Raw genomic sequence first — 18,336 nt, forward strand, 5'->3', positions numbered from 1 at the left:
CCGGCCGGGCGGCCCTGGCGTGCCGTCAGCCGGGCGGGCGGCGGTCCAGGGCGGCGCCGAGCCGGGCGGCCAGCCCCAGGTGGGCGGCGCGCGCCTGGCGGAAGGCGTAACCGAAGAGCGGCGCGGGCGCCGCGAGGGTGATCTCGACCTCTATCCGGACGACGCCGTCCGGCTCGGCACGCAGCCGGGTCCGGTTGCGCACGGTGGTGGCCGGCCACTGCCGCGCCACGGTGACGACCTCGTCCGGCCCGTCGGCCAGGACGTCGGCCCGGTAGGTGACCGGCAGGCGCAGCGGCCCCGCGGCCAGCCGGTCGGTGATGAGATAGCTCGCCCGCGCGCCGGGTCGGGACGGCGTCACCCGGCGGACCCGGACGATCAGCGGGTGCAGCTCCTCCTGCCGGGCCGGGTCGGCGAGCAGGCCGGCGGCCTCGGCCGGCGAGCAGCGCGCCTGGACGGTGTAGCTGAAGGAACCTCGCCTGAGCATCCGGCCTCCCCACCGTCGCGTCGCCCGATCGTCGCGCACCCGCGGCACCGAGGCAACGGCGCGCCGGTCCCCGTACGGATGTCGACCACCCGCCCACCTCTGCGACTACCGTCGGCTTCTGGCAGGTCACGACGTGTGTCGGTCGACGGAGGGCGGAGCATGAACGGGTACGACGGATGAGCGGGCACGTGATGGTCTTCGCGCCCACGCCCCGGCTGACGGTGACCGTCGACCAGCCCAGCGACGCCCCGGAGCTGCACCTGCACCCCGGCGGCCAGGGCGTCTGGCAGGCCCGGATGGTGATGTCGCTCGGCGTCGACGTGGTGCTCTGCACCGCCCTCGGCGGCGAGATCGGCCAGGTGCTGGAGCCGCTGCTGGTCAGCGAGGGGGTCGACCTCAAGGTGGTGCTGCGGGACTCGGGCAGCGGCGGGTACGTGCACGACCGGCGCGAGGGGTCCCGACGGGAGATCGTGGACGTGCCGGGCCAACCGCTCAGCCGGCACGAGCTGGACGAGCTCTACAACCTGGCGCTCGGCGAGGGGCTGCGCGCGACGGTCAGCGTGCTGAGCGGGCCGAACGAGCCCTCGCTGGTGCCGGCCGACCTCTACCGGCGCTTCGCCGCCGACCTCGGCGCCAACGGCGGCCGGGTGGTGGTCGACCTGGCCGGCGAGCACCTCACCGCGGTGCTGGACAGCGGCGTCTTCTTCCTCAAGGTCAGCCACGAGGAACTCATCGCCGACGGCCGGGCCGGCGGCGACGACGAGGAGCAGCTCACCCGGGCGATGTACGACCTGCACGCGGGCGGCGCCGAGAACGTCGTGGTGAGCCGGGCCGACGAGCCGGCCCTGGCCCTGGTCGACGGCGAGGTGTTCGAGGTGGAGATGCCCCGCCTGCAGGCCGCCGACCCGCGCGGGGCCGGCGACTCGATGACGGCCGGGGTGGCCGCCGTGGTCGCCCGGGGCGGGGACGTGCGCACCGCGATCCGGACCGGGGCGGCGGCCGGCGCGCTGAACGTGACGCGGCACGGCCTGGGCACCGGCCGGCTCGACTCGATCACCGGCCTGGTCGACCGGGTGCGGCTCGTGCCGGCCGGCAGCCGCCCGCAGGAGCGCACCACCCCCGACGAGCTGGCCGACCGGGCGGGCGAGCGATGACGCTGCGCGTACTGGTCACCAACGACGACGGGATCGCCGCGCCGGGCATCCAGGCGCTGGCCCGGGCGGCGGCGGACCGGGGTCTCGACGTGGTAGTCGCCGCTCCCCTGGAGGAGGCGAGCGGCACCAGCGCCGCGATGACCGCCGTGGAGCGGAACGGGCACGTGGTGGTCCACGAGCACCCGCTGCCGGAGCTACCGGGGGTGCCCGCGTTCGGGGTGGGGGGCTCGCCCGGCTTCATCGCGCTGATCGCGGTGCACGGCGCGTTCGGGGCGCCGCCGACCGTGGTGCTCTCCGGCATCAACCGGGGCGCGAACGCCGGCCGCGCCGTGCTGCACTCCGGCACCGTCGGCGCCGCCTTCACCGCTGCGGCGAACGGCTGCCGGGCGATGGCCGTCTCCCTCGACGTGCTCTCGGCCGGGGAGGCGACGGCCGCCAGCGGGGGCGCCGCGGTGGCCGCCGCCGCCCGGGTACGCGACGCCGAGCGGCACTGGTCGACGGCGGCCCGGGTCGCCCTGGACCTGCTGCCCCGGCTCACCGCCGGGCCGGCGGAGAGCGTGCTCAACGTCAACGCGCCGGACCTGCCGCACGGCCGGCTGCGCGGGGTGCGCCGGGGCACGCTGGCCAGCTTCGGCCAGGTGCAGATGACGGTGGCGGAGTCGGGGCACGGCTTCGTGCGCACGTCCCTGGAGGAGCCCGGGCAGGCGGTGCAGCCCGGCACCGACCTGGCCCTGCTGGCCGACGGGTACGCCTCGGTGACGGCCATCCGCGCGGTCACCGAGGTGGCGGACGTCGACCTGTCGGGCCTCGGCGGCGACTGAAGGCACCTCGCCGACGGCGGCCAGCCGACGCCCGGGGCCCTTCGCCGGCGACCAGTGACTGCGGCATCTCGCCGACGGCCGGTCAGGCGGCGACCGAGGCCCCTCGCCGACGGCCGGTCAGGCGCCCGGGGAGCGCCTCCGGTCAGGCGCCGGGGAGCACCTCCGGGGTCGGCGCCCCGGCGTAGTAGGGCTCGGGGGCGCCGAAGAGGCCGAGCAGGCCGGTCACCCAGAGCTGCCGGTGCACGAACCGGCTCGGCTCGGTGACGACGAGCTTGACGCCGCTCACCTCGGCGGTCTGGAAGCCGGCGACCATCGCGCTGATGCCGACCGAGTCGATGAAGGTGACCAGCCTCATGTTGAGCTCGATCCGGCTGGGGCGCCCCTTGGCCAGGACCTCGGCGATCGCCTCACGCACCTCGTACGCGGTGTCGACGTCGATCTCGCCCCGGGGGGCGATCTCGATGACACCTCCGGGCAGGACCGACTTCACGATCGACAGGCTCACGCGAGCACCTCCACTCGCCCGTCCGACGGGCGCCTCATCAGTACGCGGGCCGCGACCGAGAGTATTCCTCCGACGGCCTCGGTCGCCACCCCTCGGGATGAGCAATTCGCGGACGAGGGCACCCCAGGTCGCCCTTATCCGGACTTTTGACTTCTTCTTTACCCAACGATCAGCTGGCGCTGACGCGTCGCCGACCCAGGGTAGCGGTCCCCCGTCGACACCGCCCGACACCCGACCTTCCGGGCGTGCCCTGGCCGCTTCCGCCGCGCGCGTTGCCCGCGCTGCCTAGCATCGGCTCGACGGGCGGGGCCGCGACGGAGGAGGCGATCGATGATCAGGAGACTTGCCGCGCTGGCCGGGGTCGGCGCGCTGCTGGCCCTCGTGCTGGCCTGCGGATTCGGCGGCGGCGGGGACGACGACGATGACGACGACGATTTCGCGCGCGGCGTGACCGCGGTGGTCACGCTCCGCTGACGCGCGGGCCGCCCGGCGGCCGTGGCCCCCACCGGGGGTTGGGCAGCCGCCGGGCCGGGGATCGCGGAGCCACCGGGCCGGGGATCGCGGAGCCACCCGGCCGGGGTTTGCGGAGCCGCCCGACCGGGCACAGGCGGGGGCGAGCGAACCGTGACCGCCGGTGCGACGTCGAAGTCCGAAGTGGCCGTCGGCTTCGGCACCTTCGAGGAGGTAACCCACCATGTTCGGAACCAACCTGCTGGACCGCCGCAGCAAGCCTGAGCGGATCGCGGACCAGGCGTGGCAACACCTGGTCTCGGCGGTCAGCTCCGCCGGCGACACCGTCCGGTCGGCCCGCCGCAACGGATCCGGCCTCGCCGACGAGGCCGGCGACCTGGTGGGCTCGGCGGCGGACGAGGCGCGCCGCCGGGCCACCCTGGCCTTCGACGCGCTCGCCGGCCGGCGGCCGGCGCTGCCCTGGGCCCTGCTGGCCGCCGCCGCGCTGGCCGGCGCCGCGATCGGCTGGGCCGCCGGCACCGCGGCCCGGGCGGCCGGCAGCCGCGACCGGGCCGCCGACGACATCGAGTTCGTCGACGTGGACCGGCCGAGCTCCCCCGTCGGCCTGGACGGCTGACCCGACTGCCCCACCGGCCCCGGTCGACCACCCGGTCGGCCGGGGCCCGTCGGCGTCGTCCGGCCGAGCGGGTGCGCCGCCCACCACCGGGTCAGCGGCTGGTGCAGACGATCGCGCTCGGTGGGCCGTTGGCGCCGGTCCAGCTGCCGAGGAAGCCGACCGTGGTGCTGGCGCCCCCGGCGAGTCCGCCGTTCCAGCCGGCGTCGCGGACCGTGACCGCCGGGCCGGTCTGGGTGTGCGTACCGCCCCAGAGCTGGGTGATCCGCTGGCCGTCCGGGAAGGCCCAGTCGACCGTCCAGCCGGTGATCGGTGTGGGGCGGGTGTTGCGGACCACCACCTCGCCCTGGAAGCCGCCGGCCCAGGAGCCGGTCACCCGGTAGCTGACCGCGCACCCGCCGGGCGGCGGCGTGAGCGTCGGCGTCGGGCTCGGGCCGGTGGGCGTCGGGCTCGGGCCGGTCGGCGTCGGGCTCGGGCCGGTCGGGGTCGGGGTCGGGTCGCCGCCGAGCCGGTCCGCCACCAGGATGCCCCGGCCGTTGGTGCCGAGGTAGACCCGGCCGTAGACCCGGGGATCGCCGGTCAGTGCCTCGCCCGCGTTGCCGTACTGGTGCCGGTCGTCGTTGATCCGCACCCAGGTCGCGCCGGTGTCGTCCGAGCGGTGCACGCCGGGCCGGCCGTCGACGGTGCCGAAGAGGTACAGCGCCGGGTACGTCCGGCCGGGCGCGGCCTTGCCGAAGCCGACGTTGCCGGCGGTGCTCACCCCCGCGAGCTTCGTGAAGGTCGCGCCGGAGTCGGTCGAGCGCCACAGCCCGCCCTCGCCGGCCAGCCACAGCTCGCCCTCCCTGCCGGGCAGCGCCTTGAACCTGACACTGCCGGTGGTGGGCAGGCCGGCGGCGGCCGAGGCCGTGAAGCTCGCCCCGCCGTCGGTGCTGACGTAGAGCCTGCCGCCGCCGAAGGCGTAGAACTTGTTCGGATTCACGCGGTCGGACTCGATCGTCGCGTTGGCGGGGACGCCCGTCGACGCGGTCCACGAGGTGCCGAAGCCGACCGAGTGCACCACCCGCTGGCCGGCGTCGCCCGGCGCCCAGACGAACCGGCTGCCGTCGGCCGACGCCGCGACGGTGCCGCCGCTGTTCACGCCGGACGGCTCGGTGCCCTGGAACCAGTTGGCCCCGCCGTCGGTGGAGAACGCGACGTGGCTGTCGTTCGGCCGGTCCGCGTCGGCGAAGCTGCCGGCCCGCACCATGACGGCCGGCACACCCGGCAACGGGGACGTGCGGAACGCGCCGGGGCTGCCCTGGCCCCGACATCGGCGCGACGGCTCCCGCACCCGAGGAACGCGCTTACCCTAGCCGATCCCGGGTCCGCTTGGAAGCGCTCCCAAGCGTCCTCGTCACCCCCGTCGGGTGAGGGCTCCTCACCCCGGCCGGCGCCAGGATCGGCTCCGGCGGGCCCGTGCGCACCGGGCAGCCGTCAGTGAGGAGGGACAGATGGCCATCGCGACGATCAGCCGTACCGACCGGGACATCCAGTCCGCCGTGCTCGACGAGCTGACCTGGGAACCCCGGGTACGGCCGAACGAGATCGGCGTGACCGTCTCCGAGGGCGTGGTCACGCTGACCGGCCGGGTCGACAGCTACGCCAAGAAGTGGGCCGCCGAGCGGGCGGCGCACCGGGTCGGCCGCGTCCGGGCGGTCGCCAACGACCTGGCCGTACGCCTCGGCACCGGCGCCGAACGCGCCGACCCGGACATCGCCGCCGCGGCCGGGCACGCCCTGGAGTGGGACGCGTTCGTCCCCCTGGAAGGGCTCGACGTGACCGTCTCGCACGGCTGGGTGACGCTGCACGGCGAGGTCGACTGGGAGTACCAGCGCCGCGCCGCCGAGCGGTCCGTCGCCCGGCTCACCGGCGTACGCGGGGTCAGCAACGGCATCACCGTCCGTCCCGACGTGCGGCCCGACGGGCACGCCCTGGCCGAGCGGATCGTCGACGCGCTCGCCCGCAACCGGGCCACCGAGGCGGAGCGGATCGACGTCCGGGTCCACGGCGACACGGTGGTGCTCGGCGGGCTGGTCCACTCGATGCCGGAGCGGGCGGAGGTCGAACGCACCGTCTGGAACGCCCCGGGCATCCGCGAGGTGCAGAACCACATCGCGGTCGCCCCGGTGCTCGGCTGAGGCGCCCGTCTGCCCGGCGACGACGACCGGTGGACCAGCCCGCCCGCGTCGCCGGACCACCCGGGCGGGGTGAGCCGCCCTCACCCCGCCCCGGGCCAGCCTGGGAGACATGACTGAGCCGAAGGGGTCGACCGGATGACGACGCCACTGCAGGTCACCGCCCGCCTGCGGACCCCGGTGACCGAGGACGACCACGTCCGCGGGCCCCTGGACGCGCCGGTGACGATCGTCGAGTACGCCGACTTCCAGTGCCGGTTCTGCGGGGCCGCGTACCAGAACCTCCAGGAGGTGCTGCGGCAGCGGGCCGAGACGGTGCGGCTGGCGTACCGGCACTTCCCCATCGTCAACATGCACCCGTACGCCGAGCACGCCGCCGAGACGAGCGAGGCGGCCGGGCGGCGGGGCCGGTTCTGGGCGATGCACGACTGGCTCTACGAGCACCAGGACCAGCTCGACCCGGTGCACCTGTCGCTCGGCGTCACGCAGCTCGGGCTGCCCGCCGAGGAGGTCGCCGCGGAGGTGGAGCGGCAGGCGCACGGCGACCGGGTGCGGCAGGACTTCGTCGGCGGCATCCGCAGCGGCGTCGACGCCACCCCGACCCTGTTCGTCAACGGGATCCGCCACGACGCCGGGTACGACCTGGCCGACCTCCTGGCCGCCGTCGACGCCGCCGCCACCGGCTGAGCGCCGGCCCCGCGTGCCGCGGCCCCGTCGTCCGGCTCCCGCGCTCGACCCCGGCCGCCGCCGCACCGGCGGCCCGCGCCTGAAAGCGAGCGCCCGGGCGTAGGCGGGCTCAGATCAGCCGCAGCTCGCGGGCGCGGCTGACGGCCTCGCGGCGGCGGGTGGCGTCCAGCTTCCGGTAGATGTTTCGGACGTGGGTCTTGACCGTGTTGACCGACAGCGACAGCTCGGCCGCGATCTCCACGTTGGACAGGATGCTCTGCAGGTAGCGCAGGATGGTCAGCTCCCGCTCGGTCAGCGGCTCGTCGAGCCCCGCCGCGCCCTGGCCCGCCGAGCCCGCCTCGGCCGGCGCGTCGACGCCCCGGACCAGGTCGCTGACCGTCGGCCAGTGCGCGGTGCCCGCGTCGAGGTGGGCGGCGAGCAGATCGCGGACCCCGGGCTCGGCGCGGGTGAACACCCGCCGGAACCCCTCCGGCCCGGCCAGGTCGAGGGCCCGCTCCAGCACCCGGCCGGCCCGCCGCTCGTCGCCCGCCCGGCGGGCCAGGACCGCGTCCAGCACGGCCGCGTCCAGGCGTACGGGCAGCGGCCAGTCGGCCGCCGCCGGCGCGTCCCAGTCGGGCAGCGCGTAGCCGGCGGCTCTCGGGTCGCCGGAACGCAGCTCCACCCGGGCCAGCGCGACCGCGAGCGGCGGGGCGGCGGTGTCGCGAACCCGGTCGGCGAGCAGGCGCCGGGCGGTGTCGAGGTCGCCCCGCGCCCCGCGCAGGTCCGCCTCGGCGGCCAGCAGCCAGGACGCCAGCTCCGTGGCCCGGGGCCGGTCGGCCAGCCGGTCCCGCGCCTCGGCCAGCGCCCGGTGCCCGCCAGGCAGGTCACCGGCGTCCCGCAGCAGGTACGCCCGGCACAGCGCCGCCGTCGCCGCCACGGTCGGCTCGCCCGTGGCGGGGCCGACCAGCGCCAGGTGCGCCTCCGCCTCCTCGGGCTGGTCCCGGTGCAGCGCGACCAGGGCCAGCGCCAGGTACGCGTGCCCGCAGTCCTCCCGGCACGACCAGCCCCGACAGGGCGGCATCGCCAGCGCGTCCCGGGCCAGCGTCTCGGCGGCCCGCAGCTCGCCCCGCACGGCGTGCAGGAGCGCCGCCCGGCTGGCGCAGACCAGCTCCGTACGCGGACGCCCGGCGTCTTGGGCCGCCGCCAGGGCCCGCGCGAAGGCGAGCCCGGCGGCGGGCAGGTCGCCGTCGGCCAGGTCGGCCAGTCCGATGGCGGCGCCGGCCACCGCCCGCACGTCGGCGTCCTCGGCGGCGTCGCCGCGCGGCTCGGCCGGCCGGACGAGATCGGGGGCGGGCAGCCCGGCGGCGCCCCCCGGCCCCGCCGGCCCGGCCACGGCGGACCCGGACACGGCGGACCCGGACACGGCAGACCCGGACACGGCGGACCCGGTCGTCGGTGCCCGGCTCGCGTCGGGGGCGGGTCGCGCGGCGGGGGCGGGTCGCGCGGCGGGGCGGGCGGCGAGCAGCCGACCGGCGGCGGCGCGTACCGCCCCCGGGTCGCCGGCCAGCCGGGCCAGCGTGACCTCCAGCGCGGCGACCAGCCGCCGGAACCGGTCGCGGCGCGGCGCCGGCAGCGACCGGGCGGCGGCCACGGCGGCGTCCACGTGGCCGGCGGCCGCGCCGGCGTCCCCGGCCCGGGCGCGCTCGGCGGCGCAGGCGAGCGCGAGTTCCGGGTCACGTCGCACGGCCTCGGCCGGCGGGGGCGCGGGCGCCGGCACCCCGGAGGCGTCCCGGTCGTACGGGACCAGCTCCGGCCAGTGCGCGACGAAGAGTTCGGTGGCCCGGTCCCAGTCCCCGCCGGCCAGCGCCTGCCGCAGTCCGTCGGCGGGGCGCCCGTTCCCGGCATACCAGCCGGCCGCCCGCAGGTGCACGTCACGCAGCTCGTCGGCGGGCAACCGGCCAAGCTCGGCGCGGAGCAGCTCGGCCAGCAGCGGTTGGCAGCGGTACCAGGGCGGGCGGCCGTCGTCGCGGCGGAGCAGCCCGTCGCCGGCCAGGCCTTCCAGCGCCGGCTCGCCGTCGGCCCGCCCGGTGAGCGCGTCGACCAGCCCGGCGCAGACGGCGTCGGCGACGGCGGAGCGGCGCAGCACGTCCCGGGACCGCGGGTCCAGCCCGGCGAGCACCTCCTCGCGCAGGTAGTCGGCGACGTCCGGCTGGTCGCCGCCGAACTGCTCGGCCCAGCGGGCCGGGTCGGGCTGCCCCCGCAGCGCCAGCGCCGCGAGCCGCAGGGCCGCCGGCCACCCGCCGGTGCGCTCCCGCAGCCGGCGCACCCCGGCCGCCGGCAGCGCCACCCCGTGCGCGGTGAGCAGGTCGGCGACCTCGTCGCCGGTGAAGGCGAGCTCGTCGGGGCCGATCTCGGTCAGCTCGCCGGCCAGCCGCAGCCGGTGCACGGCCAGCGGCAGCCCGCCCCGCGCGCCGGCCACCAGCCGCAGCCGCTGCTCGGCGTGGCGCAGCAGGAAGTCCAGCCCGGTCAGCGCCGCCGGGTCGGTGATCCGGTGCAGGTCGTCCAGGACGAGCAGCACCGGCCGCTCCCGAGCGGCGAGTGCCGCCGCCAGCACCTCCAGCTGGTCGGGGCGGGGCGGCCGGTCGGGCACGGGTGGCCCCGGGGCGTCGTCGGCGGGGTCGGCGGCCGCGCGCAGCGCCGCCGCCAGGTAGGACCAGAGCCGGTCCCCGTCGTCGCCGCCCTCCACCGACACCCAGGCCGCCTGCGGCCGGGCGCGGTCCGCCGGCCCGTCCGCGGCCCCGAAGTCGCCCGGGCTCGCGCCGGCCCCGGCCTCCCGGGCGCCCTCGGCCGCCGCCGTCACCGGCCCCTCCCCCACCCGGTTCCGGTGCGCGCCGGCCTCCCCGGCGGCCCGGAACCAGGAGGCGAGCAGGGTCGTCTTGCCCCAGCCCGCCGGGGCGCGGACCAGGGTGACCGGGCCGGCCGTCCCCGCGTCCAGTGCCCGCAGCAGCCGGGGCCGCAGCACCAGCGGCTCCGGCGGCGCGGCCGGGGCCAGCCGGGACGCCAGCAGCGGCGCGCCCGCCGGCCCGCCCACGACCGCGACGACCCCGGTGTCCCGTACGTGCTCCGGCATCCGGCCCCACCCCCACGGACGCGTCCACTCCCCCAGGCCCTGCGGCGGGCGGTTACCCGGCCGGGCCCGGTTCACCCCTTCGGGGGGAGCCGGCTTCACCCCGGCCCCGGCGACCCTGGTGGCACGTGGGCGGCCGGCCGCGCGCGACGACGCGCCCCGGCGCCGGTCCGCCCGGGTCGCCGCCCACGCCGACCTCGCGGGAACGGAGGACGGCGGTGGGCGCCCGGGGACGGAGGCAACGGTGGGACGGATCGTGGGGATGGCCGGGGCCGGGCTCGCCCTCGTCGCGGCGGCCGGGGCGGCGGCGGTGCGGGCGCTGGCCGTACGCCGGCCGACCTGGCCCCGTGCGGCCGGTGCCGACCCGCGGCCCGCGCGCTGGCAGGTGGTGACCGTCGACCGCGCGCCCGGCGAGGTGCTGCCCGGCGGACGCTGGCCGGAGCCGCTGCGCCGGCTCGGCCGCGCGGTGCAGGTGGAGCTGCGCCCCGCGCCCGGCTGCCGGGGCACCGAGCTGGCCGCCCGGCCGCTGGCCGGCGCGACCCCCGCCGGGCTCGCCGCCCACCTCGTCGGCGACGATCCCGGGCTGCTGATCCGCCGGGCGTTGCGGGAGGTCAAGCAGCTCGCCGAGACCGGCGAGGTGCTGCGCGCCGACCGCTCCGCCGTCGACCGGCCGGCGGGCCCGCCGCGATGAGGGCGCTGTGCTGGGTGGGTGCCGGCGAGCTGGCGGTACGCGAGGTGCCCGACCCGGAGCTGCGCAACGGCCACGACGTCATCGTCCGGGTCCGGCAGAGCGCCACCTGCGGCGGCGACCTGCCGCTGCTCGCCGGGCGGGTGCCGTTCCTGGCCGTCGGCGACGTGCTCGGGCACGAGTTCCTCGGCGAGGTGGTCGAGGTCGGCCCGGACGTGCGCCGGCACCGCGTCGGCGACCGGGTGGTGGTGTGCGCGTCGGTCTCCTGCGGCTCCTGCTGGTACTGCCGGCGGGAGCTGCCCTCCTGCTGCGACAACGGCAGCGCCGACCCGGCGCTCGCCGAGGCGGCCTGGGGGCACCCGACGGGCGGGGCGTTCGGCCAGCCCCGGGCGATGGGCGGCTTCGCCGGCAGCCACGCCGAGTACGTCCGCGTCCCGTACGCGGACGTGGGCGCGTTCACCGTGCCGGAGCCGGTCAGCGACGACCGGGCCCTGTTCGCCTCGGACGCCGCGCCGGCCGGCTGGATGGGCGCGGACCTCGGCGGGGTGCGCCCCGGCGACGTGGTGGCGGTCTGGGGCGCGGGCGCGGTCGGCCAGCTCACCGCGCGGGCGGCCCGGCTGCTCGGCGCGGAGCGGGTCATCGTCATCGACGCCCAGGACGACCGGCTGCGGATGGCGCGGCGGCACGCGGGGGCGGAGACGATCGACCACCGGCTCGCCGACGTCCCCGCGGAGCTGCGCGAACGCACCGGCGGGCGGGGGCCGGACGTCTGCGTGGAGGCGGTCGGGGCGGCCTGGGACGGGTCCGGCCCCCGGTCGCTGGCGGACCGCCTCACCGGCGGCGCGGAGCGGCCGGCCGCCGTCCGCGAGGCGGTGCACGCCTGCCGCAAGGGCGGCGCGGTCTTCCTGCTCGGCGAGTTCACCGGCGCCGTCGACGCCTTTCCGCTCGGCGCGGTGACCAACAAGGGGCTCACCGTCCGGGGCGCGCGGCAGCACGGGCAGCGCTACATCCCGATGCTGCTGGAGCGGATGGCCCGCGACGAGCTGCGCACCGAACACCTGGCCACCCACCGGCTGCCGCTGGACCGGGGCGCCGAGGGGTACGCGCTGTTCCGGGACCGCGCCGACGGCTGCGTCCGTGTCGTCCTCACCCCCGACGCCCCGGCGTGAGGCCGCCGACGCCCCCGGGTTGAGGCCGCCGACGCGCCGGCCGCGCCCGGTTGAGGCCGCCGACGCGCCGGGGAGGCCGCCGACGCGCCGGCCGCGCCCGGGTGTTGCCGCCGACGCCCCGGCCGGGTGACCGGAGCCGCCCGCGACCCCTGCGGCCCGCCCTCGCGGGTGGCAGACTCGGCGGATGCGTGAGCAGCAGGCGTACGACGTCGTCCTGTTCGGGGCCACCGGCTTCACCGGCGGGCTGACCGCCGAGTACCTGGCCCGCACCGCCCCGCCCGGGCTGCGCTGGGCCCTCGCCGGGCGCAACCCCGACAGGCTGGCCGCCGTCCGGGACCGGCTCGCCGCGATCGACCCGGCGCTGGCCGGGCTGCCCCTGCTCACCGCCGACGTCACCGACGCCGGGTCGCTGCGGGCGGTCGCGGAGAGCGCGCGGGTGGTGGCCACCACCGTCGGCCCGTACGTCCACCACGGCGAGCCGCTGGTCGCCGCGTGCGCCCGCGCCGGCACCGACTACCTGGACATCACGGGCGAACCGGAGTTCGTCGACCTGATGTACGTGCGCCACCACGTCGAGGCGGTGCGCACCGGGGCGCGGCTGGTGCACGCCTGCGGCTTCGACTCGATCCCGCACGACCTGGGCGTCTGGTTCACCCTCAGGCACCTGCCGGCCGACGGGCCGGTCGCCGTCGACGGCTTCGTGCGGGCGGGCGGGCGGTTCTCCGCCGGCACGTACCACTCGGCGCTGCTCGCCCTGTCCCGGCGGGCCGAGACGTCCCGGGCGGCGCGCGAGCGACGGCGGGTCGAGCCGCGGCCGACCGGGCGGCGGGTCCGCGCGGTGCCCGGTCGCCTCGCCCGGTCGAAGGAGCTGGGCATGTGGGCGGTGCCGTTGCCGACCATCGACCCGCAGGTGGTCCGCCGCTCGGCCGCCGCCCGCCCCGAGTACGGCCCCGACTTCCGCTACCGGCACTTCGCCGCCGTCAAGCGGCTGCCGACCGTGCTGGCCGCCGGGGTCGGGCTGGGCGGCCTGACCGGCCTGGTGCGGGTGCCGCCGGCCCGGCGCTGGCTGTTCGGCCGGCTCGCCGCCGGGCAGGGGCCGACGCCGCAGCAGCGGGCGAAGTCGTGGTTCCGGGTCCGGTTCGTCGGCACCGGCGACGGCCGGCGGGTGCTCACCGAGGTGGCCGGCGGCGACCCCGGCTACGACGAGACGGCGAAGATGCTGGCCGAGTCGGCGCTCTGCCTGGCCACCGACGAGCTGCCGGTCACCTCGGGCCAGGTGACCCCGGTGACCGCGATGGGTGACGCGCTGCTGGACCGGCTGGTCCGGGCGGGCATGACCTTCCGGGTGCTGGACGGCCCGCGCTGAGCGGGCCTGCTCGGCGCGGGGTACGGGACGGCCGGCGCTCAACGCTTAATCGGCGCGGGGTACGGGACGGCCCGCGCTGAACGCTTGGTCGACGCGGGGTGCGGAACGGCTCACGTCGAACGGGCCCCGGTCGGCGGCTTGACCCTCGACCAGGTCGAGACGGCAGGATCACCGCCGTGGAGAGAGACCTGCGCAGCATCGGCGAGCTGGCCCGGGCCAGCGGGCTGACCGTGAGCGCCCTGCGGTTCTACGACTCGGCCGGGGTGCTGACGCCGGCCCTGGTCGACCCGGTCACCGGCTACCGCTGGTACACCGGCGACCAGGTGGCGCCCGCGCGGCTGGTGGCGGGGCTGCGCCGGGTCGGCATGCCGGTGGCCGGGATCGCCGCCGCACTGCGGTCGGAGCCCGCCGAGGTGCACCGCCTGCTGGACGCGCACCTGCGCCGGCTGGAGGACGGCCTCGCCGACGCCCGTCGCGAGCTCTCCCGGATCCGTACGCTTATCGACTCCGAGGAGCGCCCCGTGACCACCCGCATCGCGCTGTCCCCCGCCGACCTCGCCGCCGCCGTGGACGCGGTCCGCTTCGCCGTCGGCACCGACCCCGACCTGCCGGTGCTGACCGGCGTGCTGCTCGACGTCGACGTCGACGGCGTACGGCTGGTGGCGACCGACCGGCACCGGATGGCGCTGGGCCGGGCGGCGGGCCGGGTCGACGGGCCGGCGGTACGGGTGCTCGCCCCGGTCGCCTTCGTCGACGAGGCACGGGCCCTGCTCGACACCGGCGCGGGGAGCACCCCCGAGGCGCGGCTGACCGTGACCGGCGGGACGATCACGCTCTCCGTCGCCGGCCGGACGGTCGACGCCGCCGCCCTGCCGTACGACTTCCCGGACTATCGCCGGCTGCTGCCGTCGGCGCCCGACGACGCGCCGACGCACCGGCTGGCCGTCGACGCCGCCGCCCTGCGCTCGGCCCTCACCAGCGCGGACGCCCCCGTCGTCACCCGCCGGCACGACGGCGCGCCGCTCGCGGTGACGGTGCTCGGGCCGGACGGCCGGGGCGGGGTGCGGCTGTTCGGGGCGGACGAGCTGGCCGAGGAGGAGGACGCGCTCCGGATCGGCGTCAACGGCGGGTACCTGCTCCAGGCCCTCGACGCCGCCGGCCCGGGCCAGTTGCTGCTGGAGCTGGACGGCCCGATCGCGCCGCTGGCCGTGCGCCGCCCCGACGACGCCGACGCCTTCTCGATCCTGATGCCGATCCGGCTCTGAGCCGCCGCCGGTCCGGCTCGATCCCCCCGCCGCAGGCCTGGCCCGGCACGGGCCTGGACCGATGCGGTCGGGGCCTCAGCCCGGCGCGGGGCGAGGCCTGGTGGGAGGCGAGGCCCGATGGGAGGCGAGGCCCGATGCAGGCCTGGCCCGGCGCGGGGGACGGTGTGGAGCGGGCCTGGGCCCGGCGCGGGAGCGAGGCCCGCAGGGCGAGCCGGGCGCGCAGCGGCGGGCGCCGCCCGGACCGGGCCGGGGCGCGACGGGCCGCGACGGTAGCATCGGTGGGTCCACCAGACGTCCGGACGGAGGCGTACGGAGCAGCATGCTCGACATGGAGTTGATCCGGAAGGATCGCGAGGCGGTGGCGACCGCGCTGGCGAAGCGACTGGATCCCGCCGAGGTCACCCGGGCCCTGGACGAGATCCAGCGGCTCGACCAGGAACGCCGCGCCCTGATCAGCGAGATCGACGCCGAGCGGCAGCGCCGCAAGGCCGAGGCGCGCGCGTACGCGCAGGCGAAGCGGGCCGGCACCGAGCCGCAGGCGACCGCCCCGGAGGCGGAGCGCAAGCAGCTCGCCGAGCTGGAGAGTCAGCTCGACGAGGTGCAGGCCCGGCTGCGCGCCCGGATGAGCGAGCTGCCCAACCTGCCCGCCGACGACGTGGTGGCCGGCGGCAAGGAGGCCAACCGGGTCGTCAAGACCTTCGGCGAGCGTCCGGTGATCGAGAAGGTCCGCGACCACGTGGAGCTGAGCCGCGCGCTCGGCCTGGTCGACCACGAGCGCGGGGTCAAGCTCGGCGGCTCCGGCTTCTGGATGTACACGGGCATGGGCGCCCGGCTGGAGTGGGCGCTGGTCAACTGGCTGATCGAGCGGAACATCGAGGCCGGCTACGAGTTCCTGCTCCCGCCGCACCTGCTGCTGGACACCGCCGGCTTCGCCGCCGGGCAGTTCCCGAAGTTCTACGACGACGTCTACCACCTGGACAAGCAGTCCGCGCCGCGCGGGCAGTTCCTGCTGCCCACCGCCGAGACGGCCATCCTCGGCGCCTACCAGGACGAGATCCTCGACACCACGAAGCTGCCGCTGAAGGTGTTCGCGTACACGCCCTGCTACCGGCGGGAGGCCGCCGGCTCGCACTCCGACGAGCGCGGCACCGTGCGCGGCCACCAATTCAACAAGGTGGAGATCTTCCAGTTCACCCTGCCGGAGCAGGCCGACGCCGCGCTGGAGCAGATGGTCGGCCACGCGGAGAGCCTGGTCGAGGGGCTGGGCCTGCACTACCAGCGGAGCCTGCTGTCGGCCGGCGACGCCAGCGCCGCGATGCGCAAGACCCTCGACATCGAGGTCTGGATGCCGAGCACCGGCAAGTACAAGGAGGTCTCGTCGGTCTCCTGGGGTGGCGACTACCAGGCGCGCCGGGCGGCCATCCGCTACCGGGAGCCGGGCGGCAAGCAGACCCGCTTCGTGCACACCCTCAACGGGTCGGCGCTGGCCACCAGCCGGCTCCTCCCGGCCATCCTGGAACAGTTCCAGCAGCCCGACGGCTCGGTGCTGGTCCCGGAGGTCCTCCGCAACCGCCTGAACACCGACCGCCTAACCCCCCTCCGCTAACCCCCCACCCCGCCCCCCATCCCCTCCCCCTCCCCCGCCCCGCCCCGCCCCTCACCCCCCCCGTCCGCGTCGATCTTGCACTTTCGGCCCCCGATTCGCGTGGAACGCGGCTTTCGTCGGGGCACAAAGTGCAAGATCGACGCGGACGGGGGGGCGGGGAGGGGAGGGAGGGGCGGGAGGGTGGGGGTTAGTGGGGGTGGGTTAGGCGTAGGGCTAGTTCTGGGCAGACCTTGACCGCCTTGAGGGCGCCCTCTCGTAGCCACGTCGGCACGGGGGTGGGCGGGAAGGCGGGGTAGCCGTTCGCGTCGAGCCGGATGAAGTCCGGTACGACGTGCGCGCAGAGCCCGTGCCCGTCGCAGCGGGACCAGTCGAGGGTGAGCCGCCGCGGGTCGGGGTCGGGCGCGCCGGGCAGGCCCAGCACGCCCCTGACCCGCCGGCCGCAGCCGTCCCCGGTGGTGTGCAGCCGCAGGTCCTCGGCGCAGACCTGCATCGCGGAGAGCGCGAACCTCGCCGTACCGTCGGGGTGGCCGCACGCGCCCCGGCCCCGCACGTCGCCGGCGGCGGCGCGGACCACCTCCACCGGGGCGCTGCCGGCGACCGCCAGGTCGACGGCGCGGGCCAGGTCGGGCAGGCCCCTGCGGCACGGCCCGCACTGGCCGGCCGACTCGCCGGCCAGGTAGCGGACCACCTGGGCGGCCTCGCCGAGCGGGCAGGTGTCCGCGCCGAGCGGGACGAGGATTCCCGCGCCGAGGGTGCCGCCCACGGCGGCCAGCCCGCCGCGGGAGATCTCCGCCCGGTCCGCCGCCTCCTGGGTGATCCACCTGCCGTGGTAGCCGCCCGTCAGGACGCCTGGGCCGGCCGGCGCCTCGCACAGGTCGAGGATCTCCCGCAGCCCGGTGCCGGCGGCGCACTCCACCACCGCCGGCCGTCGCGCCGCGCCGGTGACGGTCAGCAGCACGGTGCCGGGCTCGTCGTCGGTGCCGAGGGCCGCGTACTCGTACGGGCCGAGCCGGGCGGCGACCGCGAGCTGGGCGTACGTCTCGGCGTTGGAGAGCAGCGTGGGCAGGCCCCCGACGCCGGAGTCGCTGGATCGCCTCTTGGTGCCCGGCGGGATGTGCGGCCGGCCGTTGATCCCGTTGACGAGTGCGCCGCCCTCGCCGGAGATGAACCGGTGCGGCACGGTGACGATGCTGGTGGGCACCGGCATGCGACGCTCCCGGAGCGCCTCGGCGAGGGAGCCGTGGCCCACCCCGTCGTCGGCCACCCCGACGACGATCTCCTCGGCGTCCAGCGCGTACGCGGCCAGCGCGGCGCCGTCGAGGATCAGGTGCGGGGCCCGGGTGAGCAGCACCTTGTCCTTCCAGCTCGCCGGCTCGCCCTCGGTGGCGTTGACCACCACCACCGCCGCGAGGTCCTGCCGCTCGCAGGACTCCAGCACCGCGCGGAGCTTTCTGGCGAACGGGAAGCCCGCCCCGCCCCTGCCCGTGAGCTGGACGCCCTCGGCGAGCCGGAGCAGGTCGGCCGGCTCCATCGGCCCGAGCGGCCCGTGCACCTCCTCGTGGGCGGGCAGGTCGAGCCGTCCGAACTCGGCGAACCCCGCCGTGAGCCGGGGCTCGCCGACGCAGGCCACCGGGGGCACCGTCGTACGCGTCACCTCGCCTCACCTCGCAGCCCGGCCCAGTACGCCCCGTCGACGGCGTCGGCGGTGGCGCGGCGTCGGCGCCCGGCCCGGTCCTCGCCGGCGGCCCGGCGTGCCCGCCGGGCGGCGAGGTCCACCAGGGTCGGGGTGTCGTCGGCGGGCAGCAGAGGGTCCTCGGGGACGTACCGGGCCGGGGGCCGCCAGTAGTCCGGCTCGACGTCCGGCTCGTCCTCGGCGCTGTGCCGCCCCCCGGCGCCGCGCGACCCGGCGTAGCCGGGCTGGACCGACACGGGCCCGACGGAGACCGGCCCGGCCGAGACACGACCGGCGGCGGCCGGCCCGGCCGAGACGCGACCGGCGGCGACACGACCGGCGACCGGACCGGCCGAAACGGGACCGGCCGAGACGGGCGTGCTGGCCGCCCAGCGGAGAGGGCTGCCCCAGGGTTCCTCGGGGCTCTCGCCCCCGGACGGGGCGGAGTAGCGGCCGGCCGTCGCCGCCATGGAGGACGGGTTCGGGCTGATGCGGGACATCGCTCGACAACATGTCCAGGAGCTGCTCGACGCGTACGGTCGGGAGGCTGACTAC

17 protein-coding genes are annotated in these 18,336 nt (G+C 77.5%); 11 read left to right on the forward strand and 6 right to left on the reverse strand.

The features are described 5' to 3' along the window. Positions 1-25 precede the first annotated feature (25 nt). Positions 26-484 carry an SRPBCC family protein gene (locus tag ACWENR_RS05370; RefSeq protein ID WP_452275821.1) on the reverse strand — a complete coding sequence of 153 codons (459 nt, stop codon included), beginning with the start codon at positions 482-484 and terminating at the stop codon, positions 26-28. Between the two features lie 176 nt (positions 485-660). Between ACWENR_RS05370 and ACWENR_RS05375 the strand changes: the two genes are divergently transcribed. After that, the gene (locus ACWENR_RS05375; protein WP_452275822.1) at positions 661-1,638 is read left to right on the forward strand and encodes a 1-phosphofructokinase family hexose kinase; all 978 of its coding nucleotides are present in this window, start codon (positions 661-663) and stop codon (positions 1,636-1,638) included. Further along, entirely contained in the window at positions 1,635-2,459 is an 825-nt protein-coding gene (gene surE, locus ACWENR_RS05380; protein ID WP_452275823.1) for a 5'/3'-nucleotidase SurE, read from the forward strand. The genes ACWENR_RS05375 and surE overlap by 4 nt, the downstream gene beginning before the upstream one ends. 142 nt (positions 2,460-2,601) lie before the next feature. Here surE and ACWENR_RS05385 read toward each other — a convergent pair whose 3' ends face one another. Next, a complete protein-coding gene (locus ACWENR_RS05385) occupies positions 2,602-2,964 on the reverse strand; it encodes an STAS domain-containing protein (protein WP_452275824.1) in 363 nt (120 codons plus the stop codon). Positions 2,965-3,294: 330 nt separating this feature from the next. Here ACWENR_RS05385 and ACWENR_RS05390 point away from each other — a divergent pair, with 330 nt between their 5' ends. Both ACWENR_RS05390 and ACWENR_RS05395 read left to right on the forward strand, forming a co-directional pair. Further along, on the forward strand, positions 3,295-3,438 hold the full coding sequence (locus ACWENR_RS05390; RefSeq protein WP_452275825.1) for a hypothetical protein: 144 nt from the start codon (positions 3,295-3,297) through the stop codon (positions 3,436-3,438). Positions 3,439-3,658: 220 nt separating this feature from the next. Next, on the forward strand, positions 3,659-4,051 hold the full coding sequence (locus ACWENR_RS05395; RefSeq protein WP_452275826.1) for a hypothetical protein: 393 nt from the start codon (positions 3,659-3,661) through the stop codon (positions 4,049-4,051). 91 nt (positions 4,052-4,142) lie between these two features. Here the strand turns inward: ACWENR_RS05395 and ACWENR_RS05400 are convergent, their stop codons facing one another. Beyond that, the gene (locus ACWENR_RS05400; RefSeq protein ID WP_452275827.1) at positions 4,143-5,306 is read right to left on the reverse strand and encodes a cellulose binding domain-containing protein; all 1,164 of its coding nucleotides are present in this window, start codon (positions 5,304-5,306) and stop codon (positions 4,143-4,145) included. 232 nt (positions 5,307-5,538) lie between these two features. On the opposite strand from ACWENR_RS05400, the gene ACWENR_RS05405 reads away from it, so the two are divergent. Both ACWENR_RS05405 and ACWENR_RS05410 read left to right on the forward strand, forming a co-directional pair. After that, positions 5,539-6,225: a BON domain-containing protein gene (locus ACWENR_RS05405; RefSeq protein ID WP_452275828.1), complete on the forward strand. Its 687-nt coding sequence runs from the start codon at positions 5,539-5,541 to the stop codon at positions 6,223-6,225. Between the two features lie 135 nt (positions 6,226-6,360). Continuing rightward, entirely contained in the window at positions 6,361-6,909 is a 549-nt protein-coding gene (locus ACWENR_RS05410; RefSeq protein ID WP_452275829.1) for a DsbA family protein, read from the forward strand. Between the two features lie 109 nt (positions 6,910-7,018). Here the strand turns inward: ACWENR_RS05410 and ACWENR_RS05415 are convergent, their stop codons facing one another. Further along, positions 7,019-10,093, reverse strand: coding sequence for a LuxR C-terminal-related transcriptional regulator (locus tag ACWENR_RS05415; protein ID WP_452275830.1), 3,075 nt, complete (start codon positions 10,091-10,093; stop codon positions 7,019-7,021). 184 nt (positions 10,094-10,277) lie between these two features. Between ACWENR_RS05415 and ACWENR_RS05420 the strand changes: the two genes are divergently transcribed. From ACWENR_RS05420 to serS, 5 genes are all read left to right on the forward strand, one after another. Further along, positions 10,278-10,706 carry a hypothetical protein gene (locus tag ACWENR_RS05420; RefSeq protein ID WP_452275838.1) on the forward strand — a complete coding sequence of 143 codons (429 nt, stop codon included), beginning with the start codon at positions 10,278-10,280 and terminating at the stop codon, positions 10,704-10,706. Continuing rightward, positions 10,703-11,872: a zinc-dependent alcohol dehydrogenase gene (locus ACWENR_RS05425; RefSeq protein WP_452275831.1), complete on the forward strand. Its 1,170-nt coding sequence runs from the start codon at positions 10,703-10,705 to the stop codon at positions 11,870-11,872. Before ACWENR_RS05420 ends, ACWENR_RS05425 begins: the two co-directional genes overlap by 4 nt. 184 nt (positions 11,873-12,056) lie before the next feature. After that, on the forward strand, positions 12,057-13,238 hold the full coding sequence (locus ACWENR_RS05430) for a saccharopine dehydrogenase family protein (protein WP_452275832.1): 1,182 nt from the start codon (positions 12,057-12,059) through the stop codon (positions 13,236-13,238). A gap of 188 nt (positions 13,239-13,426) precedes the next feature. Beyond that, entirely contained in the window at positions 13,427-14,503 is a 1,077-nt protein-coding gene (locus tag ACWENR_RS05435; RefSeq protein WP_452275839.1) for a DNA polymerase III subunit beta family protein, read from the forward strand. 319 nt (positions 14,504-14,822) lie between these two features. Next, positions 14,823-16,109 carry a serine--tRNA ligase gene (serS, locus tag ACWENR_RS05440; protein ID WP_452275833.1) on the forward strand — a complete coding sequence of 429 codons (1,287 nt, stop codon included), beginning with the start codon at positions 14,823-14,825 and terminating at the stop codon, positions 16,107-16,109. A 187-nt stretch (positions 16,110-16,296) separates the two neighbouring features. Here serS and ACWENR_RS05445 read toward each other — a convergent pair whose 3' ends face one another. Both ACWENR_RS05445 and ACWENR_RS05450 read right to left on the reverse strand, forming a co-directional pair. Then, positions 16,297-17,763, reverse strand: a complete 1,467-nt coding sequence (locus tag ACWENR_RS05445; RefSeq protein ID WP_452275834.1) for an NADH-ubiquinone oxidoreductase-F iron-sulfur binding region domain-containing protein — start codon at positions 17,761-17,763, stop codon at positions 16,297-16,299. Then, a complete protein-coding gene (locus ACWENR_RS05450; protein WP_452275835.1) occupies positions 17,760-18,038 on the reverse strand; it encodes a hypothetical protein in 279 nt (92 codons plus the stop codon). The genes ACWENR_RS05445 and ACWENR_RS05450 overlap by 4 nt, the downstream gene beginning before the upstream one ends. Positions 18,039-18,336: the final 298 nt, after the last annotated feature.

The sequence above is a fragment of the Micromonospora sp. NPDC004336 genome (genome assembly GCF_053602615.1).